The organism is Streptomyces davaonensis JCM 4913, assembly GCF_000349325.1.
GTDB lineage: Bacteria > Actinomycetota > Actinomycetes > Streptomycetales > Streptomycetaceae > Streptomyces > Streptomyces davaonensis.
Genome location: NC_020504.1, coordinates 1,637,671 through 1,661,443 on the forward strand (window position 1 = coordinate 1,637,671; position 23,773 = coordinate 1,661,443).

At 72.2% G+C, this 23,773-nt stretch carries 20 protein-coding genes, 1 tRNA gene and 1 pseudogene; 11 read left to right on the plus strand and 11 right to left on the minus strand.

Features of this window, described 5'->3' with window-relative positions:
- The first annotated feature begins 3 nt into the window (after positions 1-3).
- Entirely contained in the window at positions 4-786 is a 783-nt protein-coding gene (locus BN159_RS07260) for an N-formylglutamate amidohydrolase (RefSeq protein ID WP_015656281.1), read from the plus strand.
- 57 nt (positions 787-843) lie between these two features.
- A complete protein-coding gene (locus BN159_RS07265) occupies positions 844-2,064 on the plus strand; it encodes a cytochrome P450 (RefSeq protein WP_015656282.1) in 1,221 nt (406 codons plus the stop codon).
- Position 2,065: 1 nt separating this feature from the next.
- On the opposite strand, the gene BN159_RS07270 is transcribed toward BN159_RS07265, so the two are convergent.
- The 3 genes from BN159_RS07270 to BN159_RS07280 are packed head-to-tail and all read right to left on the minus strand — an operon-like array spanning position 2,066 to position 4,625.
- Positions 2,066-2,539, minus strand: coding sequence for a hypothetical protein (locus BN159_RS07270; protein ID WP_078598994.1), 474 nt, complete (start codon positions 2,537-2,539; stop codon positions 2,066-2,068).
- An 11-nt stretch (positions 2,540-2,550) separates the two neighbouring features.
- Complete coding sequence (locus tag BN159_RS07275) at positions 2,551-3,189, minus strand: RNA polymerase sigma factor (protein ID WP_015656284.1); 639 nt, start codon at positions 3,187-3,189, stop codon at positions 2,551-2,553.
- On the minus strand, positions 3,186-4,625 hold the full coding sequence (locus BN159_RS07280) for a S8/S53 family peptidase (protein WP_015656285.1): 1,440 nt from the start codon (positions 4,623-4,625) through the stop codon (positions 3,186-3,188). The genes BN159_RS07275 and BN159_RS07280 overlap by 4 nt, the downstream gene beginning before the upstream one ends.
- Positions 4,626-4,734: 109 nt before the next feature.
- Between BN159_RS07280 and BN159_RS07285 the strand changes: the two genes are divergently transcribed.
- Positions 4,735-7,344, plus strand: a complete 2,610-nt coding sequence (locus BN159_RS07285; RefSeq protein WP_051113483.1) for a CHAT domain-containing protein — start codon at positions 4,735-4,737, stop codon at positions 7,342-7,344.
- A gap of 10 nt (positions 7,345-7,354) precedes the next feature.
- On the opposite strand, the gene BN159_RS07290 is transcribed toward BN159_RS07285, so the two are convergent.
- Complete coding sequence (locus BN159_RS07290) at positions 7,355-9,142, minus strand: LuxR family transcriptional regulator AbsR2 (RefSeq protein WP_015656287.1); 1,788 nt, start codon at positions 9,140-9,142, stop codon at positions 7,355-7,357.
- Positions 9,143-9,239: 97 nt separating this feature from the next.
- Between BN159_RS07290 and absR1 the strand changes: the two genes are divergently transcribed.
- The 4 genes from absR1 to BN159_RS07310 all read left to right on the plus strand — a co-directional run bounded on the left by absR1 (position 9,240) and on the right by BN159_RS07310 (position 14,604).
- Entirely contained in the window at positions 9,240-10,325 is a 1,086-nt protein-coding gene (gene absR1 / locus BN159_RS07295) for a beta-glucuronidase AbsR1 (RefSeq protein WP_015656288.1), read from the plus strand.
- Between the two features lie 181 nt (positions 10,326-10,506).
- Positions 10,507-12,690, plus strand: coding sequence for an RICIN domain-containing protein (locus BN159_RS07300; RefSeq protein WP_015656289.1), 2,184 nt, complete (start codon positions 10,507-10,509; stop codon positions 12,688-12,690).
- A 17-nt stretch (positions 12,691-12,707) separates the two neighbouring features.
- Entirely contained in the window at positions 12,708-13,823 is a 1,116-nt protein-coding gene (locus BN159_RS07305) for a chitinase (RefSeq protein WP_015656290.1), read from the plus strand.
- A gap of 13 nt (positions 13,824-13,836) precedes the next feature.
- Entirely contained in the window at positions 13,837-14,604 is a 768-nt protein-coding gene (locus BN159_RS07310; RefSeq protein WP_015656291.1) for an NPP1 family protein, read from the plus strand.
- Positions 14,605-14,618: 14 nt separating this feature from the next.
- Here the strand turns inward: BN159_RS07310 and BN159_RS07315 are convergent, their stop codons facing one another.
- Complete coding sequence (locus tag BN159_RS07315; protein ID WP_015656292.1) at positions 14,619-15,422, minus strand: DUF3152 domain-containing protein; 804 nt, start codon at positions 15,420-15,422, stop codon at positions 14,619-14,621.
- A gap of 139 nt (positions 15,423-15,561) precedes the next feature.
- Here BN159_RS07315 and BN159_RS07320 point away from each other — a divergent pair, with 139 nt between their 5' ends.
- Genes BN159_RS07320 through BN159_RS07330 form a run of 3 tightly spaced genes read left to right on the plus strand, consistent with a single transcriptional unit; the run spans position 15,562 to position 18,238 of the window.
- Complete coding sequence (locus BN159_RS07320; RefSeq protein WP_015656293.1) at positions 15,562-16,254, plus strand: response regulator transcription factor; 693 nt, start codon at positions 15,562-15,564, stop codon at positions 16,252-16,254.
- Between the two features lie 11 nt (positions 16,255-16,265).
- Positions 16,266-17,723 carry a sensor histidine kinase gene (locus BN159_RS07325; RefSeq protein WP_015656294.1) on the plus strand — a complete coding sequence of 486 codons (1,458 nt, stop codon included), beginning with the start codon at positions 16,266-16,268 and terminating at the stop codon, positions 17,721-17,723.
- The gene (locus BN159_RS07330; RefSeq protein ID WP_015656295.1) at positions 17,720-18,238 is read left to right on the plus strand and encodes a putative secreted protein; all 519 of its coding nucleotides are present in this window, start codon (positions 17,720-17,722) and stop codon (positions 18,236-18,238) included. Before BN159_RS07325 ends, BN159_RS07330 begins: the two co-directional genes overlap by 4 nt.
- A gap of 46 nt (positions 18,239-18,284) precedes the next feature.
- On the opposite strand, the gene BN159_RS07335 is transcribed toward BN159_RS07330, so the two are convergent.
- Both BN159_RS07335 and BN159_RS07340 read right to left on the minus strand, forming a co-directional pair.
- Positions 18,285-18,358: transfer RNA gene (locus BN159_RS07335), tRNA-Pro, on the minus strand.
- Positions 18,359-18,403: 45 nt separating this feature from the next.
- Complete coding sequence (locus tag BN159_RS07340; protein ID WP_015656296.1) at positions 18,404-19,846, minus strand: MFS transporter; 1,443 nt, start codon at positions 19,844-19,846, stop codon at positions 18,404-18,406.
- Between the two features lie 92 nt (positions 19,847-19,938).
- Here BN159_RS07340 and BN159_RS07345 point away from each other — a divergent pair, with 92 nt between their 5' ends.
- Positions 19,939-20,517: a TetR/AcrR family transcriptional regulator gene (locus BN159_RS07345; protein WP_015656297.1), complete on the plus strand. Its 579-nt coding sequence runs from the start codon at positions 19,939-19,941 to the stop codon at positions 20,515-20,517.
- A gap of 40 nt (positions 20,518-20,557) precedes the next feature.
- Here BN159_RS07345 and BN159_RS07350 read toward each other — a convergent pair whose 3' ends face one another.
- The 4 genes and pseudogenes from BN159_RS07350 to BN159_RS07370 form a co-directional block, all read right to left on the minus strand.
- On the minus strand, positions 20,558-21,064 hold the full coding sequence (locus tag BN159_RS07350) for a hypothetical protein (RefSeq protein ID WP_015656298.1): 507 nt from the start codon (positions 21,062-21,064) through the stop codon (positions 20,558-20,560).
- Positions 21,065-21,098: 34 nt separating this feature from the next.
- Positions 21,099-21,864 (minus strand): annotated as a pseudogene (locus tag BN159_RS43720) (PIG-L family deacetylase).
- Between the two features lie 50 nt (positions 21,865-21,914).
- Positions 21,915-22,565 (minus strand): GntR family transcriptional regulator, encoded by a 651-nt coding sequence (locus BN159_RS07365; RefSeq protein WP_015656300.1) that lies wholly within the window; start codon positions 22,563-22,565, stop codon positions 21,915-21,917.
- Positions 22,566-22,684: 119 nt separating this feature from the next.
- Positions 22,685-23,764: a maleylacetate reductase gene (locus BN159_RS07370; RefSeq protein WP_015656301.1), complete on the minus strand. Its 1,080-nt coding sequence runs from the start codon at positions 23,762-23,764 to the stop codon at positions 22,685-22,687.
- Between the last annotated feature and the right edge of the window lie 9 nt (positions 23,765-23,773).

Here is a 23,773-nt window from a genome sequence, read left to right on the forward strand (position 1 = left end):
CTGATGAACTTCGCGCTGTCCCCGGGTGCCGAGCACTCCCCCGTGATCCTTCATGTCCCGCACTCCTCGCGGGAGATCCCGCCCGAGGTGCGGTCCGGCATCGTGCTGGACGACCCGGCGCTCGCGCGGGAGCTGGACCACATCACGGACTCCCACACCGCGCTGCTGGCCGCCGAGGCGGCGGAGGTGTGCGCCGTGCGGCCCTGGGTGTTCACCAACCGGCTGTCCCGGCTGGTGGTCGACCCCGAGCGGTTCCCCGACGAGCGGGAGGAGATGCTCGCCGTCGGCATGGGCGCGGTCTACACCCGGACCACGCACAAGGACGTGCTGCGGGCGGAAGGCACCGACCCGGAGCCGCTGCTCGCGCGCTACTTCCGGCCGTACGCCGAGGCCATGGCGGACGCCGTGGCGGCGCGGCTGGCCGCGACCGGGCGGGCCGTGATCGTCGATGTGCACTCCTATCCGAGCCGGCCCCTGCCCTATGAGCTGCACGGGGACGGGCCACGGCCCCCCGTGTGCCTCGGCACCGACTCCTTCCACACGCCTCCGGGGCTGCTCGCGGCGGCCCGGAAGGCGTTCGCGGAGTGCGGGGAGGTCGGGCTCGACAGCCCGTTCAGCGGGACGTACGTACCGCTGGAGTTCTACGGCACCGATCCCCGGGTCAGCGCGCTGATGGTGGAGATCCGGCGGGACACCTACCTGACCGAGCCGGGCGGTCCCGCCGGACCGGGTCTCCTCCGGCTCGCCGAGGCCCTCGCCCGGCTGGTGGACGCGCTGCCGGGGTGACCTCCGCCTGGAGCACTCCCGGGCGACAGCCGGGCGGGCGGCGGTGAGGGTGGGTGCATGAATGACGAGACCACCACGCTCAGCGAACAGGCGCCGCCCGCGATCCGGGACTGGCCCGCGACGGACCTCGCCGGGACGGAGTTCGACCCGGTTCTCGCCGACCTCATGCGCGAGGGACCGCTGACCCGCATCCGGCTGCCGCACGGCGAGGGCTGGGCGTGGCTGGCCACGCGGTACGACGACGTGAAGGCGATCACCAACGACCCCCGGTTCGGCCGGGCCGAGGTCACCAGGCGTCAAGTGACCCGGATGGCACCGCATTTCAAGCCGCGCCCCGGCTCGCTCGCCTTCGCCGACCAGCCCGACCACAACCGGCTGCGGCGACCGGTCGCCGGTGCCTTCACGGTGAGCGCGATGAAGCGGCTGCGCCCGCGCGCCCAGCGGATCCTGGACGAGCTGATGGAGGGCGTCGTACGCGACGGGCCGCCCGCCGACCTCATCGAGCGCGTCCTGGAACCCTTCCCGCTCACCGTGGTCAGCGAGGTCATGGGGGTACCGGCCGCGGACCGGGCGCAGGTGCACACGTGGACCCGGACGATCATCTCCACCACGGGCGCCGAGGACGCCGAGCGGGCCAAGAACGGCCTGTACGGGTGGATCACCGAGACCATCCGGGCCCGCGCCCACAGCCAGGGTGACGATGTGTACTCGCTGCTCGGGGCCGCCGTGCACCGCGAGGAGATCAGCGAGACGGAGGCGGTCGGGCTCGCCGGGCCGCTCCAGATCGGCGGCGAGGCCGTCACCGCGAACTGCGGGCAGATGCTGTATCTGCTGCTCACCCGCCCCGAGCTGATGGCGCGGATGCGGGAGCGGCCCGAGGAGCGCGGCGCCGTCCTGGACGAGCTGCTGCGCTTCATCCCGCACCGCAGCAGCGTGGGCCTGGCCCGGATCGCCCTGGAGGACGTCGAACTGCACGGGATGCGGATCCGGGCCGGGGAACCGGTGTACGTGTCCTACCTGGCCGCCAACCGGGACCCCGAGGTCTACCCCGACCCCGACCGGATCGACCCGGACCGCTCGGCGCCGCCGCATCTGGCGTTCGGCAACGGCCCGCACTACTGCACCGGCGCGGTGCTCGCCCGCCTCCAGACCGAGCTGCTGCTCGGCACGCTGCTGGAGCGGCTGCCGGGACTGCGGCTCGCGGTGGCGCCGGAGGATGTCCCCTGGCGCCGCAGGACCATGATCCGCGGTCCGCAGTCCCTGCCCTGCGCCTGGTGACTCAGGCGCGCAGCCACTCCGTGACCAGCACCTCCCCGCCGGTCCGCAGCCTGAGCGCGAACGGGCCGGAGACCGGGGAGGCGCTGCTGAAGCGGCCCATGGCGTCCGCGGTGAGCAGCGCCGACTGCTGGGGGCCGCCGAGCACCTCGATCCGGGCCGCCTGGGGCGGCAGCACCTGCCCCATCAGGCCCTGACCGGTCACCTCGACGTCCACGGTGACGTCGCCCGCGCGGAAGGTCAGCATCCGCGGCACGTCGCCGGCGCCCCGCACCGGGATGGCGTCCACCACCGAGTCGAAGGTCAGCTCGGCGATCCTGGCGTCGAGGTCGTGCAGCGCGTAGGCGTCGACGGCGATCCGGCTCAGTTCCGCCGGGACCGGGTCCAGGATGGCGGCGGCCCGCCGGAGCTCCTCCTCCAGCAGGGCGCCGTCGAAACCCGCCTCGTCGAAGGCGCCGACGAGATCGTCCTCGTGCATGTCGTCGTCGTTCACAGCGCTCCCCGTGCGTCGAGTCGGGCCCTGAGACGGCGCAGACAGCGCTGGCGCAGCGGTCCGATGCTGCCCACGGCGATACCCAGGGCGGCTGACACCTCCTGATAGCTGGGCGGCGGCGAGGCCATCAGCACCCGCAGCAACTGGCGGCAGCGGTCGCCGAGTCCGTCGAACTCCTGCCACAGCCGACGGACGCGTTCACTCTGCGCGGCCGCCTCCTCGGAGTCCAGCACGGACTCCTCGGGCGTACGGTCCTCGCTGGCCCGGTCCAGCAGGTACGGATCGTCCGTCGGGGTCAGCCGCTTGAGGTTCTTCAGCACCTTCAGGCACTCGTGCCGTGCGGTGCTCGCCAGCCACGACCCGGTCTTCTCCGGCTCCCGGATCCGCCCCAGATGCTGGGCGAAGCGGAACCAGACGGTCTGGTACACCTCGTGCGCGTCGGCGTCGGAGAGCCGGTGCGCGCGCACCACCGACCACACCAGCGGGCTGAGCCCCTCCACGAGCGCTTTCCAGGCCGCCGCTTCACCGTCGACGGCGGACTGGACGAGCGCGCCGACATCAGCACGTTCCACGGCCCCACCCCTCGTGTACGGCAAGTCATCGTACGCCGCGGAGGGGGCGGTTCCGAGCCTCATGCCGGAGCAGTGAGCGGCACGACGGGGACCGGGCGCCAGGTCGGCGGGCGCAGCGCCGGCACATGCGCCCCGCGCACCTCCGCGAACTCGGTGTTCGCGGCGAGCAGTTGGGCGCGGGCGGCGCGCGGGTCGGTCTCCTTGTGCGCGGTCATGTGCCCGGCGACCATCCCGGCGACCACGGGGGTGGCGAAGGAGGTGCCGCTCCAGTTGGCGAACCCCTCGAACATCACCTGGTCCGGCTTGCCGGTCACGGCCGCGGCCCGCTCCTCGCTCAACAGGCCGGTGTGGCGCGGCGACTGGCAGGTGCACAGGTAGGCGAAGCCGTAGCGGCAGGCGTCGTAGGTGGAGTGCTGGTACACGTACGGGACGGGCGCGTCGAAGCCGGTGAGGGAGCTGGTGAGGCGCTCGCCGGGGGCGTAGGCCTTCACCCAGGAGCCGTGGTTGGAGAAGCAGGCGCCGTACTCGCCGTCCCCGCGCAGCGCTCCGATCGACAGCACGGAGTCGGCGTACTCGGGCAGGTCGGCGTAGGCCGCGGGCCAGAAGGGGGTGGCGCTGGCGTTGTTGCCGGCGGCGGCGACCAGCAGGGTGCGCTGGGTGCGCAGTTCCTGCATGAAGGCGTCGAGGCCGAGGAGTCCGTCGGTGCGGCCGTTGGAGGTGCCGGCGGAGAGGCTGAGGATGTCCGGCCAGCCGCCCTGCTCGACGGCCTCGAAGAGCTTGTCGCCGAACTCCGACTCCAGGATGGCGCCCGCGTCGTTCAGCGTGTTGCGGACGGTGATCCCGGTGTTGGGGGCGACTGCGGCGACGAGACCGGCGATGAACGTGCCGTGCCCGACGTACTGCTGGAGGATCCCGCTGTCGTCGCACTCCTTGATCTGGAGGTCGCCCTCGGTGTGCGCGAGCAGCGGGTAGGAGCGGTAGTCGGCCATCAGGCCGGTGTCGATGACGAGGACTCCGACGGCGGTGCCGGCGTCGTAAGCACCCTCGGCGGCGGCCGGGTTGGGCGGCTGGGTGAGCGGCGCCGGCACGGGTTCGTCGCCGGGGCAGGCGTTGACCGCGATGGACACCACGTGGTTACGGCTGACCAGGCGCCGTCCGGCCCTGGCCTCGGCGGTGCGCACCGCCCGCAGCGCCCCCGCGACGGCCCGGTCGCCGCGCCGGTCGCCGTGGCCGGGGTCGCCGACCTGGATCCGGGTGATGCCGGACCGGTTGGTCTCGGGGCTCGCCCGGCGCACATGGTCGGCGGTGAGTCCGGTGAACGCGGTGAAGTGCTCCCGCACGCTGTCCTCGACGACCCGGGCCTCCTCCCCGTCCCGGGCCAGCACGACGCCCTTCTCGTAGAAGAACTCGGCGGAGTCGTCGGGCCCCATCGCCAACGGGACGTCGGGCATGGAGCGCTGGATCTGGTCGAACTGCTCGTGGAATCGCTGTGGTGCCATGGCGTGTCCTCCCCCTCAGGCGACGTTCTTCAGACAGAGCTTCCGAGCCGTCGATTGATACAGGGCCAACACTGTGTGGCCGGCACCTGCGAGGACTACCATCCGCTACGTGACAGCGGGAAGCGACTCGGTTCTCGAATTGCTGCCGAAGGTGTTCGCCGCTCCCGGTGAGGCCCTGGCCGGGGCGGAGGAGGTGCTCGGCGCCGATCCCTCGCCGTTGCACGCCTCCGTGGCGCATCAGGTGATCGGTATCTGGCAGCGGGACTTCGGCGATCTGCGGCTCGCGCTGGACCATCTGCGGCGGGCCCGCGATCTCGCGGCGCGCGCGGACTCGGCGGAGCGGGAGGCGGACGTCCTGGGCACGCTCGGCGTGGCGCTGGTGCACGCGGGCCGCACCCGGCAGGGACTCGCCGCGTTCGAGCGGGGTGTCGCGCGCACCACCGGACACACGCGCGCGCGTGTGATGTACCGGCGGGCGTACGTCTGGTGGGTGCTCGGGCATCACCGGGAGGCGCTGGAGGACGTCCGGCGGGCGATCCCGGTGCTGCGGCAGGCGGACGACGTGATCTGGACGGCGCGGGCGCTGACCCTGCGGGCCACGGTGCATCTGGCGCTGGGCGCGGTGGAGCGGGCGGACGCGGACTTCACGGCGGCCGAGGCGCTGTGGGACACCACGGGCCAGGAGCACGACAAGGCGGACGCGGTGGAGAGCCGGGGGCTGGCCGCGTTCCGGGCCGGGGACATCCCGGCGGCGCTGCGGCTGCTGGACGAGGCCGAGGAGCGGTACGCCAAGCTGGGCACACCGACGTTCATGCTCGACATCCGGCGCTGCGAGGTGCTGATGGCGGCGGGGCTGGCCCCGGAGGCGCTGGCCGAGGCGGACGCGGCGATCGGGGTGCTGGACGAGATCGGCGGGCAGTCCACGCGCAAGGCGGAGCTGCTGCTGGTCGCCGCGCGGGCGGCCCGTCTGGCGGGCGATCCGCACACCGCGATCGCGCGCGCGGCGCTGGCGGTACGGCTGTTCGCCGGGCAGCGGCGCACCTGGTGGGAGACGCATGCCCGGCTGGTGCTGATCGAGGCGCGGCTCGCCACCGGGCGCGCCTCGGGGCGGCTGGTCGCGGACGCCGCGGGGGTCGCCGACCGGCTGGCGTCCTTCGGCGCCCCGGCCGCCCCCGAGGCCGCGCTGCTCGCGGGCCGGATCGCGCTGGCGCTGGGCTGGCGGGCCGACGCGGAACGGCACTTGGGGACCGCCGCCCGCAGCAGGCACGCGGGGCCGCCGCTGGCGCGGATGACGGGCTGGGCGGCGCAGGCGCTGCGGGCGCAGGCCGCCGGGTCCGGGCGCGGCGTCCTGGAGGCGTGCCGCCGCGGCCTGGACGTGCTCGACGACCACCGTACGACGCTGGGCGCCTCGGAGCTGCGGGCCCGCGCCACGGCGCAGGGTGCCGAACTCGCGGCGCTGGCGCAGCGGGTGAGCCTGGACTCCGGGGGGCCGCGGCGGCTGCTGGTGTGGAGCGAGCGGTGGCGGGCGACCGTGCTGACCGCGCCGCCGACCCGGCCGCCTGCCGATCCGGTGCTCCAGAGCAGGCTCACGGCCTTCCGCGAGATTGCGGACCGCGCGGAGAAGGCCCGGATGGAGGGGCATCCGGTGCTCACCCTGGAGCGCGAACAGCGCCGTCTGGAACGGGAGATCCGCTCCCGCACCCTGCACATGCGCGGCGAGGAGCCCGGCGACGGCGACCGCTTCGACCCGGGGCGGCTGCTGGCCCGGCTCGGCGACGACACCCGGCTGGTCGAACTGGCCGTGGTGGACGGACGGGTGCAGGTGCTGCTGTGCGGGCAGGGCCGGGTACGGCGGTTCGAGGCCGGCCTGCTCGCCGACGCGGAGATCGAGGCGGAACACATCCAGGCGGGCCTGCGCCGACTCGCCCACCCGGGCGCCGAGGCCCGCCTCCCGGTCGTGGAGGCGGCCGGCCGCCGGCTGGAGGAGCTGCTGCTCGGCCCGGCGGCGGACCATCTGGGCAGTGGCCCGGTCGTGGTCGTACCGCCGGGCCGGCTGCACCGCGTCCCCTGGGCCCTGCTGCCGGCCCTGCGGGAGAAGGTGCTCAGCGTGTCGCCGTCGGCGACGAGTTGGCTGCGCGCCCGGGAGACCGAGCCACCGCCGGGCGGCCGTCAAGTCCTGGTGCGCGGACCAGGACTGGCCACAGGTGGCGCGGAGGTCCCCGAACTCGCGGACCGCTACGGCGGCACGCCGACACTCCTGGAGCATGAGGCCGCGAGCGTGCCGCGGGTCTTGGAGGAACTGGACGGGGCGGCGCTGGCGCACATCGCCGCGCACGGCACGTTCCGGGCGGACAGCCCCCTGTTCTCCGCGCTGCGGATGTCCGACGGCCCGCTGATCGTCCACGACTTCGAGCGCCTGGACCGCAGTCCCTACCGCATCATCCTCTCCTGCTGCGACACGGCCCGCTTCGCCTCGGTGGGCGCCGACGAACTCCTCGGCCTGGTCACCGCACTCCTCCCCCTCGGCACGGCGGGCGTGGTCGCCTGCACGGCCCCGGTCAACGACGAGGCGGTGGTCCCCCTGATGCTCGCCCTCCACAAGGGCCTGGGCGCGGGCCTGTCGCTGGCACAGGCCCTGCGAGACGCCCGAGCCGCAGTCCCCGCGGACGCGGTACACCAGGCCACGGGGTGGGCGTTCTCGGCGTTCGGGGCGGCCTGAGGGCGCCCCGTCACGCCGGTTGTGCGTCCGGTAGTTCCACCATCCAGGACAGGGCTCCGCGGTCGCTGGCGCCCAGGCGGGCGTAGGCGCTGTAGAGGTGGTTTCCTACGGTGCGGACGGAGAGCGTGAGGCGTTCGGCGATCTGGCGGTTGCTGAGGCCGGCTGCGGCCAGGGTGACGATCTGGCGTTGGCGGGCGGTCAGTTCGCCCAGGACCAGGCCGGACAGGGCCGGGGTGCGGGCGCCCTGGCAGCGGCGGGCCAGGGCTACGGCGCGGGTGCGTGAGGTGCGGGCGGCCCGGGGGTCCCGGTGGGCGCGGACCGCCTGGGCATGTGCCTCGGCCGCGTACAGCAGCAGGCCGCGCTCCTGGAGCGCCTCGGCGGCCCGGTCCAGCGCGGGCCCGTCCCCGCGGGCGAGCGCGTCGGCGTGCTGGGCGAAGACGCCGTCGAGCCGTCCCGCGGCCCGCTCGGGCGCGCCGAGGCGTACCGCGTCGTACGGCTCGACGGCGGCCAGGGCGGCGTCGAGGTCGCCGCGGGCGACTGCGGGCCAGCCGTCCGCCCCGTCCCCGGTGTCCACGGTGGCCGTCACGTCCCCCGACTGCGCCACGGCGAGGGCCAGTTCATGGCGGCAGCAGCGGTCGTCGGGCGCACCCAGCAGGCCCTCCCTGGCCCACGCCTCGGCCTCCCGCAGCCGTCCGCCGAACCGTGCGAAACGGGCGCGTACGGCCGCGTAGCCGGCCGGTACCCGCTCGCCCTCGTCCACCAGCCACTCCCCCACGGGCGCCGACACGGCCCGTACGTCGGCGAGTTGGACGCTCCGGGTCAGCTCGGCGGTCTCGGCGTCGAGGGCGGCGGCGCACTCGCCCGGGGTGCGGGCCAGCCGCCTCGCCCGGAGCCGGCCGGCCGCGGCCCGCAGCACCGGGCCGTGCAGCGGGTGGACGAGGCGGACGGCGCCCAGGTCGTCGATGCGGATCAGGCCGTCGGCTTCCAGGCGTTCCAGGACCCGCAGGTCGAAGTCGTCCATGTCCAGGGCCAGGGGTCCGCCGAAGGCGAGGCGTTCGAGGGTCTCGCGCTCCTCGGGGCGGGCCCGGTCCAGGACGTGCGCAGCGCGCTCGCGCACGGTCGCCGTCAGCGGCAGCGGTCCGCGCCAGGCCCAGGCGTCCACGCCCGGGACCCGGGTGAGCAGACCGCGCTCGCGCACGGCGCCCAACAGGTCGCGCAGCAGCCGTAGATCGCCCTGGCACAGGCGGTGCAGGCGGTTCACGGTGAGCGGTTCGAGGCCGCCGCCCGCACCGGCCGCGAGCAGGTGTGCGGTCTCCTCGGGCGGCAGCGGGTCCAGGACGAGCCGGGGCAGCAGTTCGCCGGTCCACAGCCGGGAGATCGCGCCGGGCGCGGGCATGCCGTCGGTGGCGGTGACCAGCAGCCGGGTGCGGCCCTGAACGGCCAGCTGGTGGACCAGGGCGGCCGAGGCGTCGTCGAGGAGGTGGGCGTCGTCGACGATCAGCAGCCGTACCGAGGAGAGGAGTTGTACCGCGCGATGCAGGGTGACCTCTTCGGGCAGCAGGTGCGCGAAGGCGGCGAAGGGGATGGAGCGAGCCTCGGGGGTCCCGGCCACCAGGGCGCAGTCGGTGCCGCGGGCGGCCTCGGCGACGAGCCGGGTCTTGCCGCTGCCCGGGGTCCCGGTCACGACGATTCCGTGCCGCCCGGCGGCCAGCGACCTGCGGATCAGCTCGACTTCGCTGTCCCGCCCGGTGAACGGCCAGGGCAGTTCCAGGGTCTTCGCATCCCGTTCGAATGTCATCACACCCAATAGAGCCCGGTTACTCAACCCTGATACAGGGCGACTTGAGTAGCCCCCGACTCAGGCGCGGGGCGGCCCGCGGCGGCAACCTTGCCGCATGACCGCTCGCTACTGCTCCCTCGCGCAGCAGTCGGCCCCCGTTCTGGCACCGGGGCTGACCGCCGAGCGGCAGCGCGCGATCGTCGGCGGACGCCGGATGTGGGTCAACAACACGGTCCTGCACTACTGCTTCTTCGACGGCGACAACGACGCGTCCGTGATTTCCGTACCGGGGACCGGGGGGTCCCGGCGGGTGTCGTGGGTCGGCGCGAAGGAGCAGCGGGACGTGGTGCGCGAGTGCTTCCAGGAGTGGCGGGACCTCGGCATCGGGGTGTCGTTCACCGAGGTCTCGGACCGCTCGGAAGCGGAGTTGCGGATCGGGTTCCAGCTGGGTGACGGTTCCTGGTCGACCGTGGGCAAGGACGCGCTCCAGGTCGGCCTGAACGAGCGCACCATGAACTTCGGCTGGGACCTGACCGTGCCCGGGGAGCGGGCGACCGCTCTGCACGAGATCGGGCACGCGCTGGGCATGCTGCACGAGCACCAGAGCCCGTTCGCCGGCCTCCACTGGGACGACGAGGCCGTCGTCGCGGACCTCGCCGGACCGCCGAACTTCTGGAGCCGGGACACGACGTACTTCAACATTCTGCGCAAGCTGGACCCGGACGAGGTCAACGGCTCCGTCTGGGACCCGCAGTCGATCATGGAGTACCCCTTCGAGGCGGGGTTGATCCTGGAGCCCGAGCAGTTCCGCGGGGGGCTGAACCCGCCCGGCGCTCTCTCGCCCGCCGACAAGGAGTTCGTCCTGCGCTGGTACCCGCCGGCCGATCCCGCGAGGCCGCCCGCGCTGGTGCCGTTCCGCTCGGCGCCGATCGGTCTCGGCCCGGGCGAGCAGGCCGACTTCACCGTCGAGCCGCCGGAGACCCGCGAGTACACGGTGGGCACCTTCGGTGACAGCGACACCGTCGTGGTGGTCTTCGAGGAGCGGGACGGCGAACCCCGCTATCTCACCGGCCAGGACGACTCGGGAACAGACGGCAACACCGGGATCAAGGCCCATCTGGTCAAGGGCCGCCGCTACTTCGTCCGTGTGCGCCTGTACTCCGCCTGGGGGTCGGGGGAAACCGCGGTGATGTGCTGGTAATCGGCACGGGTACGGCCGCACACGGACGGACGGACCACCAGTCCGGCGCCGGGGGAGCTGCCGGGATCGCCACCTTCGGGGGAGGGTGACGATCCCGGCAGCGTCGTTTCCCCAACCGACTTACCTCAATACTTACTTCACCCCTTGACGTAAGTGGTCCAGACCTTTAAGTTTCGTGGGCATGTCAAGACCCCACCCCCCGGCCATCCCCCTGGCCGTTCTCTCCCTGGCCGCCGGCCTGCTCAGCGCCCTCCCCACGCCCGCGCACGCCGCGGCTCAGGCGCTGCCCACCGGATTCGCCACCGTCATGAACGCCGCCAGCGGCAGATGCCTGGACGCCCGCGCGGCCGGCACCGCCAACGGCACGGCCGTGCAGCAGTACTCCTGCAACGGCACCACCGCCCAGCGCTGGAGCTTCACCGCCACCAGCGACGGCTACGTCCGGATCAACAACGCCAACAACACCTCCCAGGTCGTGGACGTCTCCGACGTCTCCACCGCCGACAACGCCCCCGTCCATCTGTGGTCCTACGGCGGCGGCGCCAACCAGCAGTGGCTGCCCGTCGATCTGGGCGGTGGCGCGTACCGCTTCGTCAACCGCAACAGCGGCAAGTGCCTGGACGACCCGGGCGCATCCACCGCCGACAGCGTGCAGTTCGTGCAGTACACCTGCAACGGCAGCGCGGCCCAGCGCTTCCAGGTGGTACCGGTGACCCAGTCGACGGCCACGCCCGATCTCGGCCCGAACGTCGTCGTGTTCGACCCGTCGATGGCGTCCTCCACGATCCAGTCCCGGCTGAACACGATCTTCCAGCAGCAGGAGACCAACCAGTTCGGCTCCCAGCGCTACGCCGTGCTGTTCAAGCCGGGCGCCTACAACGCGGACGTCAACGTCGGCTTCTACACCCAGGTCGCCGGGCTCGGCCTCTCCCCCGACGCGGTGACGATCAACGGCGCCGTGCACGCCGAGGCCGACTGGTTCCCGCCGCAGAACGCCACCCAGAACTTCTGGCGCGGCGCCGAGAACCTGTCGGTCAACCCGACCGGCGGCAACGACCGTTGGGCGGTCTCGCAGGCCGCGTCGTACCGCCGGATGCATCTGCGCGGCAACCTCGCCCTGGACGACGGCGGCTGGGCCAGCGGCGGCCTCTTCGCCGACACCAAGGTCGACGGCCAGGTCAACTCCGGGACCCAGCAGCAATGGCTGACCCGCAACTCCCAGCTCGGCAGCTGGACCGGGTCCAACTGGAACATGGTCTTCGTCGGCAGCCAGGGCGTCCCGGGCACCAGCTTCCCCAACCCGCCGTACACCACCGTCGCGCAGACCCCGGTCAGCCGGGAGAAGCCGTTCCTGTACATCGACGGTGACGGCGCCTACAAGGTGTTCGTGCCGTCCGTGCGCACCAACTCCACGGCCACCAGCTGGGCGGGCGGCGCACCGGCCGGCAGCTCGCTGTCCCTGGACAGCTTCTACGTGGTGAAGCCGGGCGCGACCGCCTCGGACATCAACGCGGCGCTGGCGGCTGGCAAGAACCTCCTCGTCACCCCGGGCGTCTACCACCTCAACCAGACGCTTCAGGTCAACCGCGCCGACACGGTCGTCCTGGGTCTCGGCCTCGCCACCTTCATCCCCGACAACGGTGTCACCGCCATGAAGGTGGCCGACGTCGACGGAGTGAAGGTCGCGGGCGTCCTCTTCGACGCGGGCACCACCAACTCGCCCACCCTGATGGAGATCGGCCCGGCGGGCTCGTCCGCCTCGCACACCGCCAACCCGACGTCCCTGCACGACGTGTACTTCCGCGTCGGCGGCGCCGCCGTCGGCAAGGCGACCACCAGCCTCGTCGTCAACAGCGACAACGTCATCGGCGACCACACCTGGATCTGGCGCGGTGACCACGGCACCGGCATCGGCTGGAACTCCAACACCGGCGACACCGGCCTGATCGTCAACGGCGACAACGTCACCATGTACGGCCTGTTCGTCGAGCACTACCAGAAGTACCAGACCGTCTGGAACGGCAACGGCGGCCGGACGTACTTCTACCAGAACGAGATGCCCTACGACCCGCCCAACCAGGCCGCCTGGATGAACGGCTCCACCCAGGGCTACGCCGCCTACAAGGTCGCGGACAGCGTCACCAGCCACCAGGCCTACGGCCTCGGCAGCTACTGCTACTTCAACGTCAACCCGAGTGTCACCGCCGAGCGGGCCATCGAGGCGCCGAACCGGGCGGGCGTGACCTTCCAGAGCATGGTGACGGTCTCCCTCGGCGGCACCGGCACCATCCGGCACGTCATCAACGACCGCGGCGGCCCGTCCAACTCCACCACCAACGTGGCCAACCTCAGCAACTACCCGTAGAAGGAGCCTCGTTCATCATGTCCACCCCCCGCCTCATCGGCCGCGGCACGGTCCTGGCCGTGCTGGCCGCCCTCCTCGCGGCCCTGTTCTCCGCGACGCCCGCCCAGGCCGCCTCCGGCACGATCACCGGCCTCGCCGGCAAGTGCGTCGACGTCGCCGGTGCGAGCAGCGCCAACGGCACCGCCGTACAGCTCTACGACTGCAACGGCACCGGCGCGCAGGTGTGGTCCAACTCCGGTGACGGCACCCTGCGCGCGCTCGGCAAGTGTCTGGACGTCGTCGACCGGTCCACCGCGGACGGCGCCTCGGTCCAGCTCTGGGACTGTTCCGGCGGCGCCAACCAGCAGTGGGTCGTCACGTCGGCGCGGGACATCGTCAACCCGGCCGCGAACAAGTGCCTTGACGTCCGCGACAACACCAGCGCCAACGGCACCCGCCTCCAGATCTGGAGCTGCACCGGCGGCGCGAACCAGAAGTGGAGCGCGCCCGCGAGCGGCGGCGGCACCACCCCCTCCGGATTCGTGGTCTCCGAGGCGCAGTTCAACCAGATGTTCCCGAACCGGAACTCCTTCTACACCTACAGCGGTCTGCGGGCCGCGCTCAGCGCCTACCCCGGGTTCGCGAACACCGGCAGCGACACCGTGAAGAAGCAGGAGGCCGCGGCCTTCCTCGCCAACGTCAACCACGAGACCGGCGGACTGGTCCACGTCGTCGAGCAGAACACCGCCAACTACCCCCACTACTGCGACTGGGGCCAGCCGTACGGCTGCCCGGCCGGGCAGGCCGCCTACTACGGCCGCGGCCCCATCCAGCTCTCCTGGAACTTCAACTACAAGGCCGCCGGTGACGCGTTGGGCCTGGACCTGCTCAACAACCCCTGGCTGGTGCAGAACGACGCGTCCGTCGCCTGGCGCACCGGCCTGTGGTACTGGAACACCCAGACCGGCCCCGGCACCATGACCCCGCACAACGCCATGGTCAACCAGGCCGGTTTCGGCCAGACGATCCGCAGCATCAACGGCTCCCTGGAGTGCGACGGCAAGAACCCGGCGCAGGTGCAGTCCCGGGTGGACGCCTACAACCGGTTCACCTCGATCCTCGGGGTCAGCCCCGGCGGCAACCTCTACTGCTGAAAAGGGAGAGGCGATGCGCACAATGAGGTCCCTGACCAAGGCCGTTCTCGGCACGCTCGGCGCGCTCGCGCTCGTCGTGGCACTCCCCGCGAGCGCCCACGCGAATGTACTGACCCTGCTGCCGCAGAACGCGGACGGCCTGGAGCAGACCTTCTCCCCGGCCTACGACTACGACCGTGACGGCTGCTACGCGACCGCCGCGATCGGCGCCGACGGCACGCTCAACCCGGGTCTGAAGCTGGGCGGCGACGTCAACGGCAAGTGCCGTGACTACGTCCAACTCGCCAACGCCAACACCTACTCACGGGCCAAGTGCAACAACGGCTGGTGCGCGATCATGTACGCCAGCTACTTCGAGAAGGACCAGATCACCCTGGGCCCGGCGGCGCTCGGGCACACCCATGACTGGGAGCACGTGGTGGTGTGGGTCCGGGACAACGAGGTCCAGTACGTGTCGGTGTCCCAGCACAACACGTACCAGGTGGCGGCCCGTTCGGCGATCCGCTTCGACGGCACCCATCCGAAGATCGTCTACCACAAGGACGGCCTATCGAGTCACTGTTTCCGTTTCGCCAACACGAATGACGAGCCGGCCGAGAACCACACCGGCAACTGGTTCTTCCCGCGTCTCGTCGGCTGGAACGGCTATCCGGCCGGGTACCGCGACAAGCTGCTGAGCGCGGACTTCGGCTCGGCGACCATCAAGATCGACGACGGCGACTTCCAGTACGCCCTGGCGTACTCCAAGCCGTCCGGGATCCCCTTCGACCCGTACGCCTGATCCGCTCCCCCGGCTCAGGACACGGCCGGCCCGGTCACGTACCGCCCCCGCTCGTCGTACGGCCAGACGTTGGGCACGCATCCGTGCATGCCCTTGATCTGCTGCATCATGGCGGGGGCGGGCTGACCGGGCCCCGGGCAGCCCACGTGACCGTGGCCGAGGAAGTGGCCCACCTCGTGGTTGATGATGAGCGCCCGATAGGCGGTGACATCCTTCGCGTAGACGGGTGTCGCCAGCAGCCAGCGCTCCAGGTTCACCATCACGTGCTGCGCCACGTTGCAGTTGTACTCGCCGTGCGTGTCGAGGCCGTGCTGCGCGCAGATCTCGTCCACGGTCCCCGGGGTCGCGATCCGCACGACGAAGTCGGCCGTGCCGTCCGACACCCGCTGAAACGCCGAGTGCCCGTCCGCGGTCCAGCCACGCGGGTCGGCCAGGATGCGCTCGACCTGCACGGCGACGTCCGCCGGGTCGAGTTCGAGCCCGTCCTCCACTTCGACCATATAGCGCAGGGCGGTGCCCGGTCCCGCCTTCTCGCCGGAACCTCCCGCGGTGACGAACGTGCCGGGACCCGTGGGCGGGATGTCGGGCTCGGCGGATGCTTCGCGGGACGGGGAGGGGGTCTTCTCGCCGGCCAGGGAGGGTGCCGGGCGGCGGGACTCGCCGGTCGTCGGCGGGGTGGAGTCCGCCGCGTCCACGACCGCGAAACCGGCGGCGCCCAGGACGGCCAGTGCGGCCACGGTTCCCCACAGCGGCGCTCTCCGCCTGCGCGGGGTGGCGCGTCGTCGGCCATGGGAGGAACGTGCGGTGCGCGTGGTCATGTTCGCCAGGCTGTGATCACAGTGTGATCGCCCCTGGCTCAAGCGATAACGAAAAGATAACGGACGCCAGGATGCGGGTTTATATGATCATCCCGTAACAACAGCCTTGGCAGTCGGCGGCCCTACGGATACTGACCGCATGCCACGCGTACTGCTGATCGAAGACGACCATGCCGTGCGGAAGGCAGTCGCACTCGCCCTGCGCCGCCAGGGACATGAGGTCGCCGCCGTGGAGAACGGGGAGGACGGTCTCGGCCGGGTGCGGTCCTTCCGGCCGGACGTCGTGGTGCTGGACCTGATGCTCCCCGGGATGCCCGGCCTGGACGTGTGCCGTGCGCTGCGCGCCCTCGACCAGACCCTGCCGATCATCATGGTGACCGCGCGGGGCGACGACGAGGACATCGTCGTAGGACTGGAGGCGGGCGCCGACGACTACGTGGTCAAGCCCGTGCAGGCGCGGGTGCTTCAGGCCCGTATCCGGGCGGTGCTGCGCCGGGCGGCCGGGGCACCCGGCGAGGCCGGGATCCCGAAGATCGACACCTACGGCGAGCTGGCCGTCGACCGGGCCGGGCTCTCCGTCGCCCGGGGCGGCGTGCCGATCGCGCTCGCCCCGTCCGAACTGCGGCTGCTGCTCACCCTGTCCGCCTCCCCGGGCCAGGTGTTCAGCAGACAGCAGTTGCTGGAGGCGGTCTGGGAGCACAGCTATCACGGGGACGCGCGGCTGGTGGACGCCTGCGTCAAGCGGCTGCGCGCCAAGATGGGCGAACCGCCGCGCGAACCGCGCTACATCCAGACCGTACGCGGCTTCGGCTACCGGTTCGCGGCCCGGTGAGACGGCCGAGCGTGCCGCAACTGCGGGGTCTGCGCGTGCGGTTGGTGGTGGCCTTCGTCCTCGTCGCCGCGGTCACGGCCGCCACCACCGGCGCCCTGACCTTCCGCGAGGCGCGCAGGGGCGTGCTCCAGCAGAGCCAGGACACGGTGATCCAACTGTTGCGCACCCAGGTCGGACGGCTCGCCCAGGACCTGTCCTTCCCACCGGGCGAGGACGAGCTGCGCCGCTTCGCGACGGACGTGGCCGATGTCGAGCCGTCCGGAACCTGGCGGGTCCTGGCCGCGTACGGCGAGCTGAGCGCCACCTCGATCCCCGACGACCCGTTCCCGGAACTCACCCCCACCCTGCGCGCCTCCGTCGAGTCGAGCATGGCCACGGTCTTCCAGCGGGTCGACAGCGGCGGCCACACGTCCCTGGTCGTCGGCATGTCGGTCACCTTCGCCTCGTCCGACGGCGGCGCCTACCCCTCCGGCGTCCGGGTCTTCCTGACGGTTCCGCAGTCCACGGAGCGGGCCTATGTCGACGCCCTGGTCAGCGCCGTGGAGCGGGCCACGGTGCCCGCCCTCGCGCTGGCCGTACTGCTGGCGCTGCTGGCGGCGCGCGGGGTGCTGCGGCCGGTACGGGCACTGCGCCGGGCCACCCGCTCCATCGCCGAGGGGCGCCTCGACACCCGGCTCGCGGTCAACGGCTCCGACGAACTCGCCGATCTGTCGCACACGTTCAACGAGACGGCCGCCGCGCTGGAGCACTCGGTGGCCGAACTGCGCGGCATGGAGGCGCGGGCCCGCCGGTTCGCCGCGGACGTGTCGCACGAACTGCGCACTCCGCTGGCCGCGATGTCGGCGGTCACCGATGTGCTGGACGAGGACGCCGAGCGCCTGGACCCGGACACCGCCGTCGCGGTCCGGCTGATCAGCGAGGAGACCGTGAAGCTGGCGCGGCTGGTGGACGACCTGATGGAGATCTCCCGCTTCGACGCGGGAGCGGCGGTGCTGCACCGGGACGAGATCGACCTCGCCGAGTCCCTGCGCCGTACCCTCGCCGCCCGCGCCTGGACGGACCTGGTGGAGTGCGCGCTGCCACCGCCGGACTCCCTGCGCGGCCGGGTCGACCCGCGCCGCCTGGACGTGGTCGTCGCCAACCTGGTCGGCAACGCCCTGCGGCACGGCGCCCGTCCGGTCCTGTTGCGGCTGTCCGCGGACGGGGAGCGACATGCGGTGATCGAGGTTCTGGACAGCGGTCCGGGCATCCCCGACAGCGTCCTGCCGTACGTCTTCGAGCGGTTCTACAAGTCGGACGCGGCCCGCACCCGCACCGAGGGCAGCGGCTTGGGCCTGGCGATCACCGCGGAGAACGTCAGGATGCACTGCGGCACGGTGAGCGCGGCGAACCGCCCCGAGGGCGGCGCGGTATTCACCGTACGACTCCCCCTCCCCGTAGACGACTCGCCCCCGGAGATCCCGTCATGAGACCCCTGCGATTCCTCGCGACCCTGTGTGTACTGACCTCTTGCGGCATCCCCACGACCGGCGTCGTGGAGGCGGGCGGTCCCGCCAGTGGTGTGGTGCCGACGATCGACGTCTACTTCGTGGTGAACGGCGAGTTGATCTCCGCACCTCGGCAGATCGGCGCACCGATCGACGTCGAGGAGGCCCTGCGGGCGCTCCTCATCGGCCCGAACGACGCCGAGCGAAGCAAGCAGCTCACCACCGAACTACCGCTGCTCACAAGCATGCCGACCCCCGACCCGCCCGTCGCCGCAAGCCTCGCACCCCAGCGGAGACCCCGCCCCGACGTGCTGACGGTGACCGAGGAGGACACCGCAATCTCCGTAGAACTCGCGTCCGCGGGCGAGTTGAGCGACCTCGGAGCGGCCCAGATCATCTGCACGGCCACTGCGGCGCGACGCATCGCGGATCCCGCGGCGGAACCGCCGCAGGTCACGGTCGTCGGCCACGCGGGACCCACCGTCCGGTGCCCATAGGAAAAGGGCCCCCACGGGCTACTGCCCGTGAAGACCCTTCGCACCGTCGGGACGACAGGATTTGAACCTGCGACCCCTTGACCCCCAGTCAAGTGCGCTACCAAGCTGCGCCACGTCCCGGTGCGTCCTTCTCGCGGTGACCCGCGAGAAACGCGCAGGTAAACCTTACCGTATGCGACCGGATGCTCCTGTCCGCTCCGGTGTGCGCGGCTCTCCCCGGACGGGAGTCGACGGACGCTGGGCGCGAGTGGCCGGGACCAGGAGGGCGGCGAGGGCCGCGGCCAGGCAGAGGACCGCGAGCAGGGTGAAGCCGTGGGTGTAGCCGGATTCGTACGGCAGGCCCGAGGGCTGGAGGCTGCTGGTGACCAGGACGCTGGTGACCGCGGCGCCGATCGAGCCGCCGATGGTGCGGATGTTGGCGTTCATTCCGGTCGCGGCGCCGGTCTGCTCGGGCGGCACGCTGCCGACGATGAGGTTGGCCATCGAGGCGAAGGCGAGCCCGATGCCGAGCCCGAACACACCCGCGACGACCGCGACTTGCCAGCGCTCGTCGTGCCACAGGGCGAGGAAGCCGCAGGCGAGGGCGCCGAGCGCGGCACCGGCGGTGAGCAGTGCCTTGGCTCCCACGACAGGCTGTAGCCGGCCGCCGAGGACTCCGGAGAGGAACATCGCGATCAGCATCGGCAGCATGAGCAGCCCGGACTCGGTGACGCTCGCGCCGAAGCCGTACCCGGCCGAGCCCGGGGTCTGGACGAAGCCCGGCAGGAAGGACCAGATCGCGTACATGCCCGCGCCGAAGAGCAGGGCGGCGGTATTGGTGGTCCACACCGCCGGCAGCCGCATCACCTTCAGGTCGATCAGCGGGGTGCGGGAGCGGGCCTCGCTGTACAGCCACAGGGCGAACAGCACGAGCGCGGCCGCGAACAGGCCGAGGGTCCGGGCCGAGGTCCAGCCCCACACGCTCGCCTGGCTGATCGGCAGCAGCAGGGCGACGAGCCAGGCCGAGAGCAGTACGGCACCGAGCCAGTTGACGCTGCCGCGGGCGCGGGTGACGGACTCGGGGACGTAGCGGAGGGCGATCAGGGTGGTCACCGCGACGACGCCGACCGGGATCCAGAACAGCCAGCGGTAGTCGAGGGCGGTGATGACGGGTCCGGCGGCGACCATGCCGACGCCGCCGCCCGCGGCGATCACGGCGGACAGGTTGCTGATGCTGCGGGCGACCTCACCGGGCGCGAACTCGTCCCGGATGATCCCGAAGGACAGCGGGAACAGGGCGCCGCCGACGCCCTGGACGACCCGGGCGACGATCAGGACGCCGATGCTCGGGGCGAGCGCGGCGAGCAGACAGCCGAGCGCGACGACGAACAGGACGGCGACGAGGGTGCGCTTCTTGCCGATCAGATCGCCGACCCGGCCGAGGATCGGGGTGAACACGGAGGCGGACAGCAGATACGCGGTCATCACCCAGGTCGCGGTGGACTGCGAGGCGTGCAGTTCCTGCTGCACGGTCGGCAGGGCCGGCGCGATCAGGGACTGGAGCATGGAGAACACCGCGGCACCGGTCGCCAGGACAGCGAAAGTGAGCCGCGTGGAGGTGCGGGGCATGAGGGGGGCCTCTCCGACTGATAAAGTGGAGGTACTCCTCCACTCTAGCGGAGGTCACCCTCCGCTTCAACCGTTGCCCTCGGGAGGCAGCCGTGACCGACCGGTCGTTCCCCGTCAGCGAGATCGTCGCGGCCCGGCGCCCGCACCGTAAGGACGCCGCCCGCAACTACGACGCCCTGCTCGCCGCGGCCCGCGAGGCGTTCGCCGAGAACGGCGCCGAAGCATCCCTGGAGGACATCGCCCGACGCGCGGGTGTGGGCATCGGCACCCTGTACCGGAACTTCCCCGCTCGTCGTGATCTCTTCGAGAGCGTGTACGCGGACGAGGTGAACAACCTGGTTCAGGTCGCGCGCGAGGTCGCCGAACTGGAACCGTGGGAGGCCCTCACCACCTGGCTCCAGCGGTTCACCGACTACATGGTCACCAAGCGGGCCGTGCGTGAGGCACTGGACGACCAGTCCGAGATCTTCGACGCCTGCCGTGACTCGATGTACGGGGCGGGCGGGCCCCTGCTGGAGCGGGCACAGCAGGCGGGCGTGGCGCGCAAGGACATGGACATCGGCGATCTGCTGCGCCTGGTCGCGGGCGTCACCGCGACAACCTTCACCGATGACGCCCAGCGCGACCGAGTCCTGGCCATTGCCCTGGACGGGGTGCGCGCGGCCCGCTGAAACCGGAACGCCGGGCAGGCCTTTGAGCGTGGTGAGGGTCTCAGCGGGCCCCGTGTCGCCGGGCGGCGGCCAGCACTTCGTGCGCGGCGCCCGGCTGCTCCAGCAACAGGGTTCCGGCCTCGTCGTCCCCGCGGTGCAGACGCACCCGGGGCCCGTCGGCGACGACCCGCAGCTCCGGCCAGGGGTGGCGCCACACCAGGGCGGACCGCTCCCACAGCTGGATGCTCAGCGTGGTCACCCGCACCTGGTACTGCGGGCCCTGCTGGAGGTCGGGCGGGGTGTGCTCGGTGTACGGCGGCCGGACCGTGTAGGTCCCGAGCACCGTCTCCCCCGGCTCCAGGGCCGCATCGCGGACATCGCGCCGGCGTCCGATGGCCACCCCGGTCGAGGCACCGCCCGCGGCAACCGCCAGCACCGCGAGCGCCGCCCACCAGGGCGCGCCCAGCCGGGCCAGGCCCACCAGACCGAGCACGGCGCCGATCAACGCGCCCACCAGGGCACCGGTCACCGTGGCACGCCGGCTCGGCCGGGCACCGCCTCCGCTCATTCCCCGCACTCCTTCTGGCATATGCCAGGACACCTTACGTGGCGGCGGGGCGCCGTCCGCCGAGGCCTTCCGTCCGCCGCGCAGCTTGGGCGACCGGCGGCGTCCCGTGCGTGTGGAACGACTCGATGGTCTTCAGGCCCCAGGCCTGCCCCTTCTTGCGCTCCTCCTCCGTCCAGGTGATCAGCGGCCAGTCCGGCGCCAGCACCAGCCGGGTGAGCGGATTGCGCTTGGTCTCCCAGACCTCGGTGATGTCGAGCAGCACCTCGGGCCGGAAACCGCTCATCTCGGGCTGGTGGGGCTCGAAGTAGAAGACCGGCGGGGCGCCGATGATCTCGCCCTCGCCCGGGTAGCCGATGGCCTGGGGCGAGCACCCGGGCCTCCAGCGCCATGCGGTTCACGGCGGGGTGGTCGCCGTTGTACGGGTCCTCGGTGGGGTGGGTGAGGACGATGTCCGGCTGGGTCTCGCGGTAGACGGCGACGAGTCGGTCGGTCAGCTCGGCGGTGGCGGTCAGCGGGTAGTCACCGGCGTCGAAGAAGCGGACCTCGGCGCCGAGCGTGGCGGCGGCCCGCTCGGCCTCGTCCCGGCGGATCGCCTTGATCTCCGCGAGCTGCTTCCCCTCGCGCCACGCCTTGGCGAACTCGCCGCGCTCACCGAAGGTCAGACAGGCGATGGTGACCTTCTCCCCGCGGGCGGCGGCCAGGGCGATGGCGCCGCCCGCCCGCCACACGAAGTCCCCCGCGTGCGCGGTGACGACGAGTGTCGATCGTGGTGGGGCGGCGGGCGCGTTGGCCTGTGTCATGTCTGCGAACCCCTCGATCGACAGGTAGGCGCGCCCGCCTCGGGCCAGGTTCAGTCGCGCAGCGCCTCGATCACGCTGCCGAGGTGGGCGCGGACAGCCGCCTCGGCCGCCTCGGGGTCCCTGGCCCTGATCGCCTCGATCATCGCCAGATGCTCGTTCAGGGACTGCTGCGGACGCCCCGGTCGCAGTGCCAACTGGAAGCGGTGGCGCACCAGTTGGGCGTTGAGCCGCTCCAGCAGCTCCAGTGCGGTGCGCTGGCCGGAGAACTCCCCGATCCTGGTGTGCAGTTCATGGTTGAGGTCGGAGTAGGTGACCGGTTCACCGTCGGCCACGGCCTTGGTCATCGCCGTGCCCAGTTCGGTGAGTTCGGCCAGTTCCTCGTCGCTCGCCGCGACGGCCGCCTTCGCCGCGCACAGCCCTTCCAGGACCATGCGGCACTCGGTGATGGCGACCGCTTCCTCGACCGTGACCACCCGCACCCGCGAGCCACGGTTGCGGATCCGCTCCACGAGGCCCTGGGCCTCCAGATCGATCAGCGCCGCACGGATGCTCGCCCGTGTCACACCGAACTGCTCGGCGAGTTCGTTCTCCACCAGCCGCTGCGCCGGTGCCATCTCGCCGTGCAGGATCGCCTGCCGCAGCCGCGCGAGCGCATGCTGCTTGGCCTGCTCCCCGGTGCTCGGACGGGCTTCGTTCGGCATCGTTGCCCTCCCTGAGTGAGTGCCTGTCGAACGTAAAACTAGCCCAACAGAATTGTCAACAATTTTGTCTGACGTATTGCGGGGAGGTCCGTCCGGACGGGCGCGAAACGCCGTGAACCTCACGGCACCGGCGCCGCCCCCTCGTACGCCCCCCGCAGGATCCCGAGCACCCCCTCCGCCGTCACCGTCCGCGGGTTGGCGGACACCTCCCCCGTGACCTGGTCCGCCGCGCGCGCCAAGTCGGCCTCGGCCAGGCCGAGTTCGGCGAGGGAGCGGGGGACGCCCGGGGCGCGGGGCAACTCCCACAGGGCGCGCGGGGCGTCGTCGGTGTTCAGGGCGCGGGCGATGGCCGCGGCGGCTTCGGGGGCGGCGGGCGCGTTGTAGGCGAGGACGTGCGGCAGGACCAGCGTGTGGGTCTCGGCGTGCGGCAGTCCGTAGGAGCCGCCGAGGACATGGCAGAGCTTGTGGTGCAGGCCCATGGTGGCGGCGCCGAGGCTCAGTCCGCACAGCCAGGCCCCGTGCAGGGCCCGGCTCCTGGCCGGGAGGGACCCGGGGTCGGCGGCCACCTCGGGCAGCGCCCGCGCCATCACCCGGACGCCCTCCTCGGCCGTCAGCTTGGTCAGGGGCGAGGCGTCGGGCGCGTAGAGGGCCTCGACGGCGTGGGCGATGGCGTTGACGCCGCTGGTGAGGGAGAGCGGAACCGGCAGGGAGAGGGTCAGTTCGGGGTCGTAGACGACGCTGCGGGGCTGGACCACCGGGTCCCGGCCGGTGCGTTTGGCGCCGTGTTGGGTCAGGCCCCACACCGAGGTCATCTCCGAGCCGGAGTAAGTGGACGGTACGGCGATCAGGGGCAGGCCGGTGCGCAGGGCGACGGCCTTGCCGAGGCCGATGGCGGAGCCGCCGCCGACCGCGACACAGCCGTCGGCGCCGGCCGCGCGCACCGCCTCGACGGCCCGGTCGGCGACCTCGACGGGGACGTGCATCCGGGCCTCGGCGTGCACCCCGGCGCAGTGCTCGCCGAGAGCGTCCGCGACGGCCCGCGCGGTGTCGGCGCCGCGCGCTCCGCAGAGCACCAACAGGCGCCGCAGGCCCAGGCGTCGGGCCTCCTCCGGGGTGGCGGTGAGGGCGGCGCCGGGGCGCAGCACGGTCCGCACGGGCGGGAAGTCGTGGGTGAATGCGAGGGGGTCGCTGTCCTTCACGGTCGCTCC

Excerpts from the sequence above, each read along its gene's own strand:
- BN159_RS07260 (WP_015656281.1), top strand. The coding sequence starts at position 4 with ATGAACTTCGCGCTGTCCCCGGGTGCCGAGCACTCCCCCGTGATCCTT.
- BN159_RS07265 (WP_015656282.1), top strand. The coding sequence starts at position 844 with ATGAATGACGAGACCACCACGCTCAGCGAACAGGCGCCGCCCGCGATC.
- BN159_RS07270 (WP_078598994.1), bottom strand. The coding sequence starts at position 2,539 with ATGCACGAGGACGATCTCGTCGGCGCCTTCGACGAGGCGGGTTTCGAC.
- BN159_RS07275 (WP_015656284.1), bottom strand. The coding sequence starts at position 3,189 with ATGAGGCTCGGAACCGCCCCCTCCGCGGCGTACGATGACTTGCCGTAC.
- BN159_RS07280 (WP_015656285.1), bottom strand. The coding sequence starts at position 4,625 with ATGGCACCACAGCGATTCCACGAGCAGTTCGACCAGATCCAGCGCTCC.
- BN159_RS07290 (WP_015656287.1), bottom strand. The coding sequence starts at position 9,142 with ATGACATTCGAACGGGATGCGAAGACCCTGGAACTGCCCTGGCCGTTC.
- absR1 (WP_015656288.1), top strand. The coding sequence starts at position 9,240 with ATGACCGCTCGCTACTGCTCCCTCGCGCAGCAGTCGGCCCCCGTTCTG.
- BN159_RS07300 (WP_015656289.1), top strand. The coding sequence starts at position 10,507 with ATGTCAAGACCCCACCCCCCGGCCATCCCCCTGGCCGTTCTCTCCCTG.
- BN159_RS07305 (WP_015656290.1), top strand. The coding sequence starts at position 12,708 with ATGTCCACCCCCCGCCTCATCGGCCGCGGCACGGTCCTGGCCGTGCTG.
- BN159_RS07310 (WP_015656291.1), top strand. The coding sequence starts at position 13,837 with ATGCGCACAATGAGGTCCCTGACCAAGGCCGTTCTCGGCACGCTCGGC.
- BN159_RS07315 (WP_015656292.1), bottom strand. The coding sequence starts at position 15,422 with ATGACCACGCGCACCGCACGTTCCTCCCATGGCCGACGACGCGCCACC.
- BN159_RS07320 (WP_015656293.1), top strand. The coding sequence starts at position 15,562 with ATGCCACGCGTACTGCTGATCGAAGACGACCATGCCGTGCGGAAGGCA.
- BN159_RS07330 (WP_015656295.1), top strand. The coding sequence starts at position 17,720 with ATGAGACCCCTGCGATTCCTCGCGACCCTGTGTGTACTGACCTCTTGC.
- BN159_RS07340 (WP_015656296.1), bottom strand. The coding sequence starts at position 19,846 with ATGCCCCGCACCTCCACGCGGCTCACTTTCGCTGTCCTGGCGACCGGT.
- BN159_RS07350 (WP_015656298.1), bottom strand. The coding sequence starts at position 21,064 with ATGAGCGGAGGCGGTGCCCGGCCGAGCCGGCGTGCCACGGTGACCGGT.
- BN159_RS07365 (WP_015656300.1), bottom strand. The coding sequence starts at position 22,565 with ATGCCGAACGAAGCCCGTCCGAGCACCGGGGAGCAGGCCAAGCAGCAT.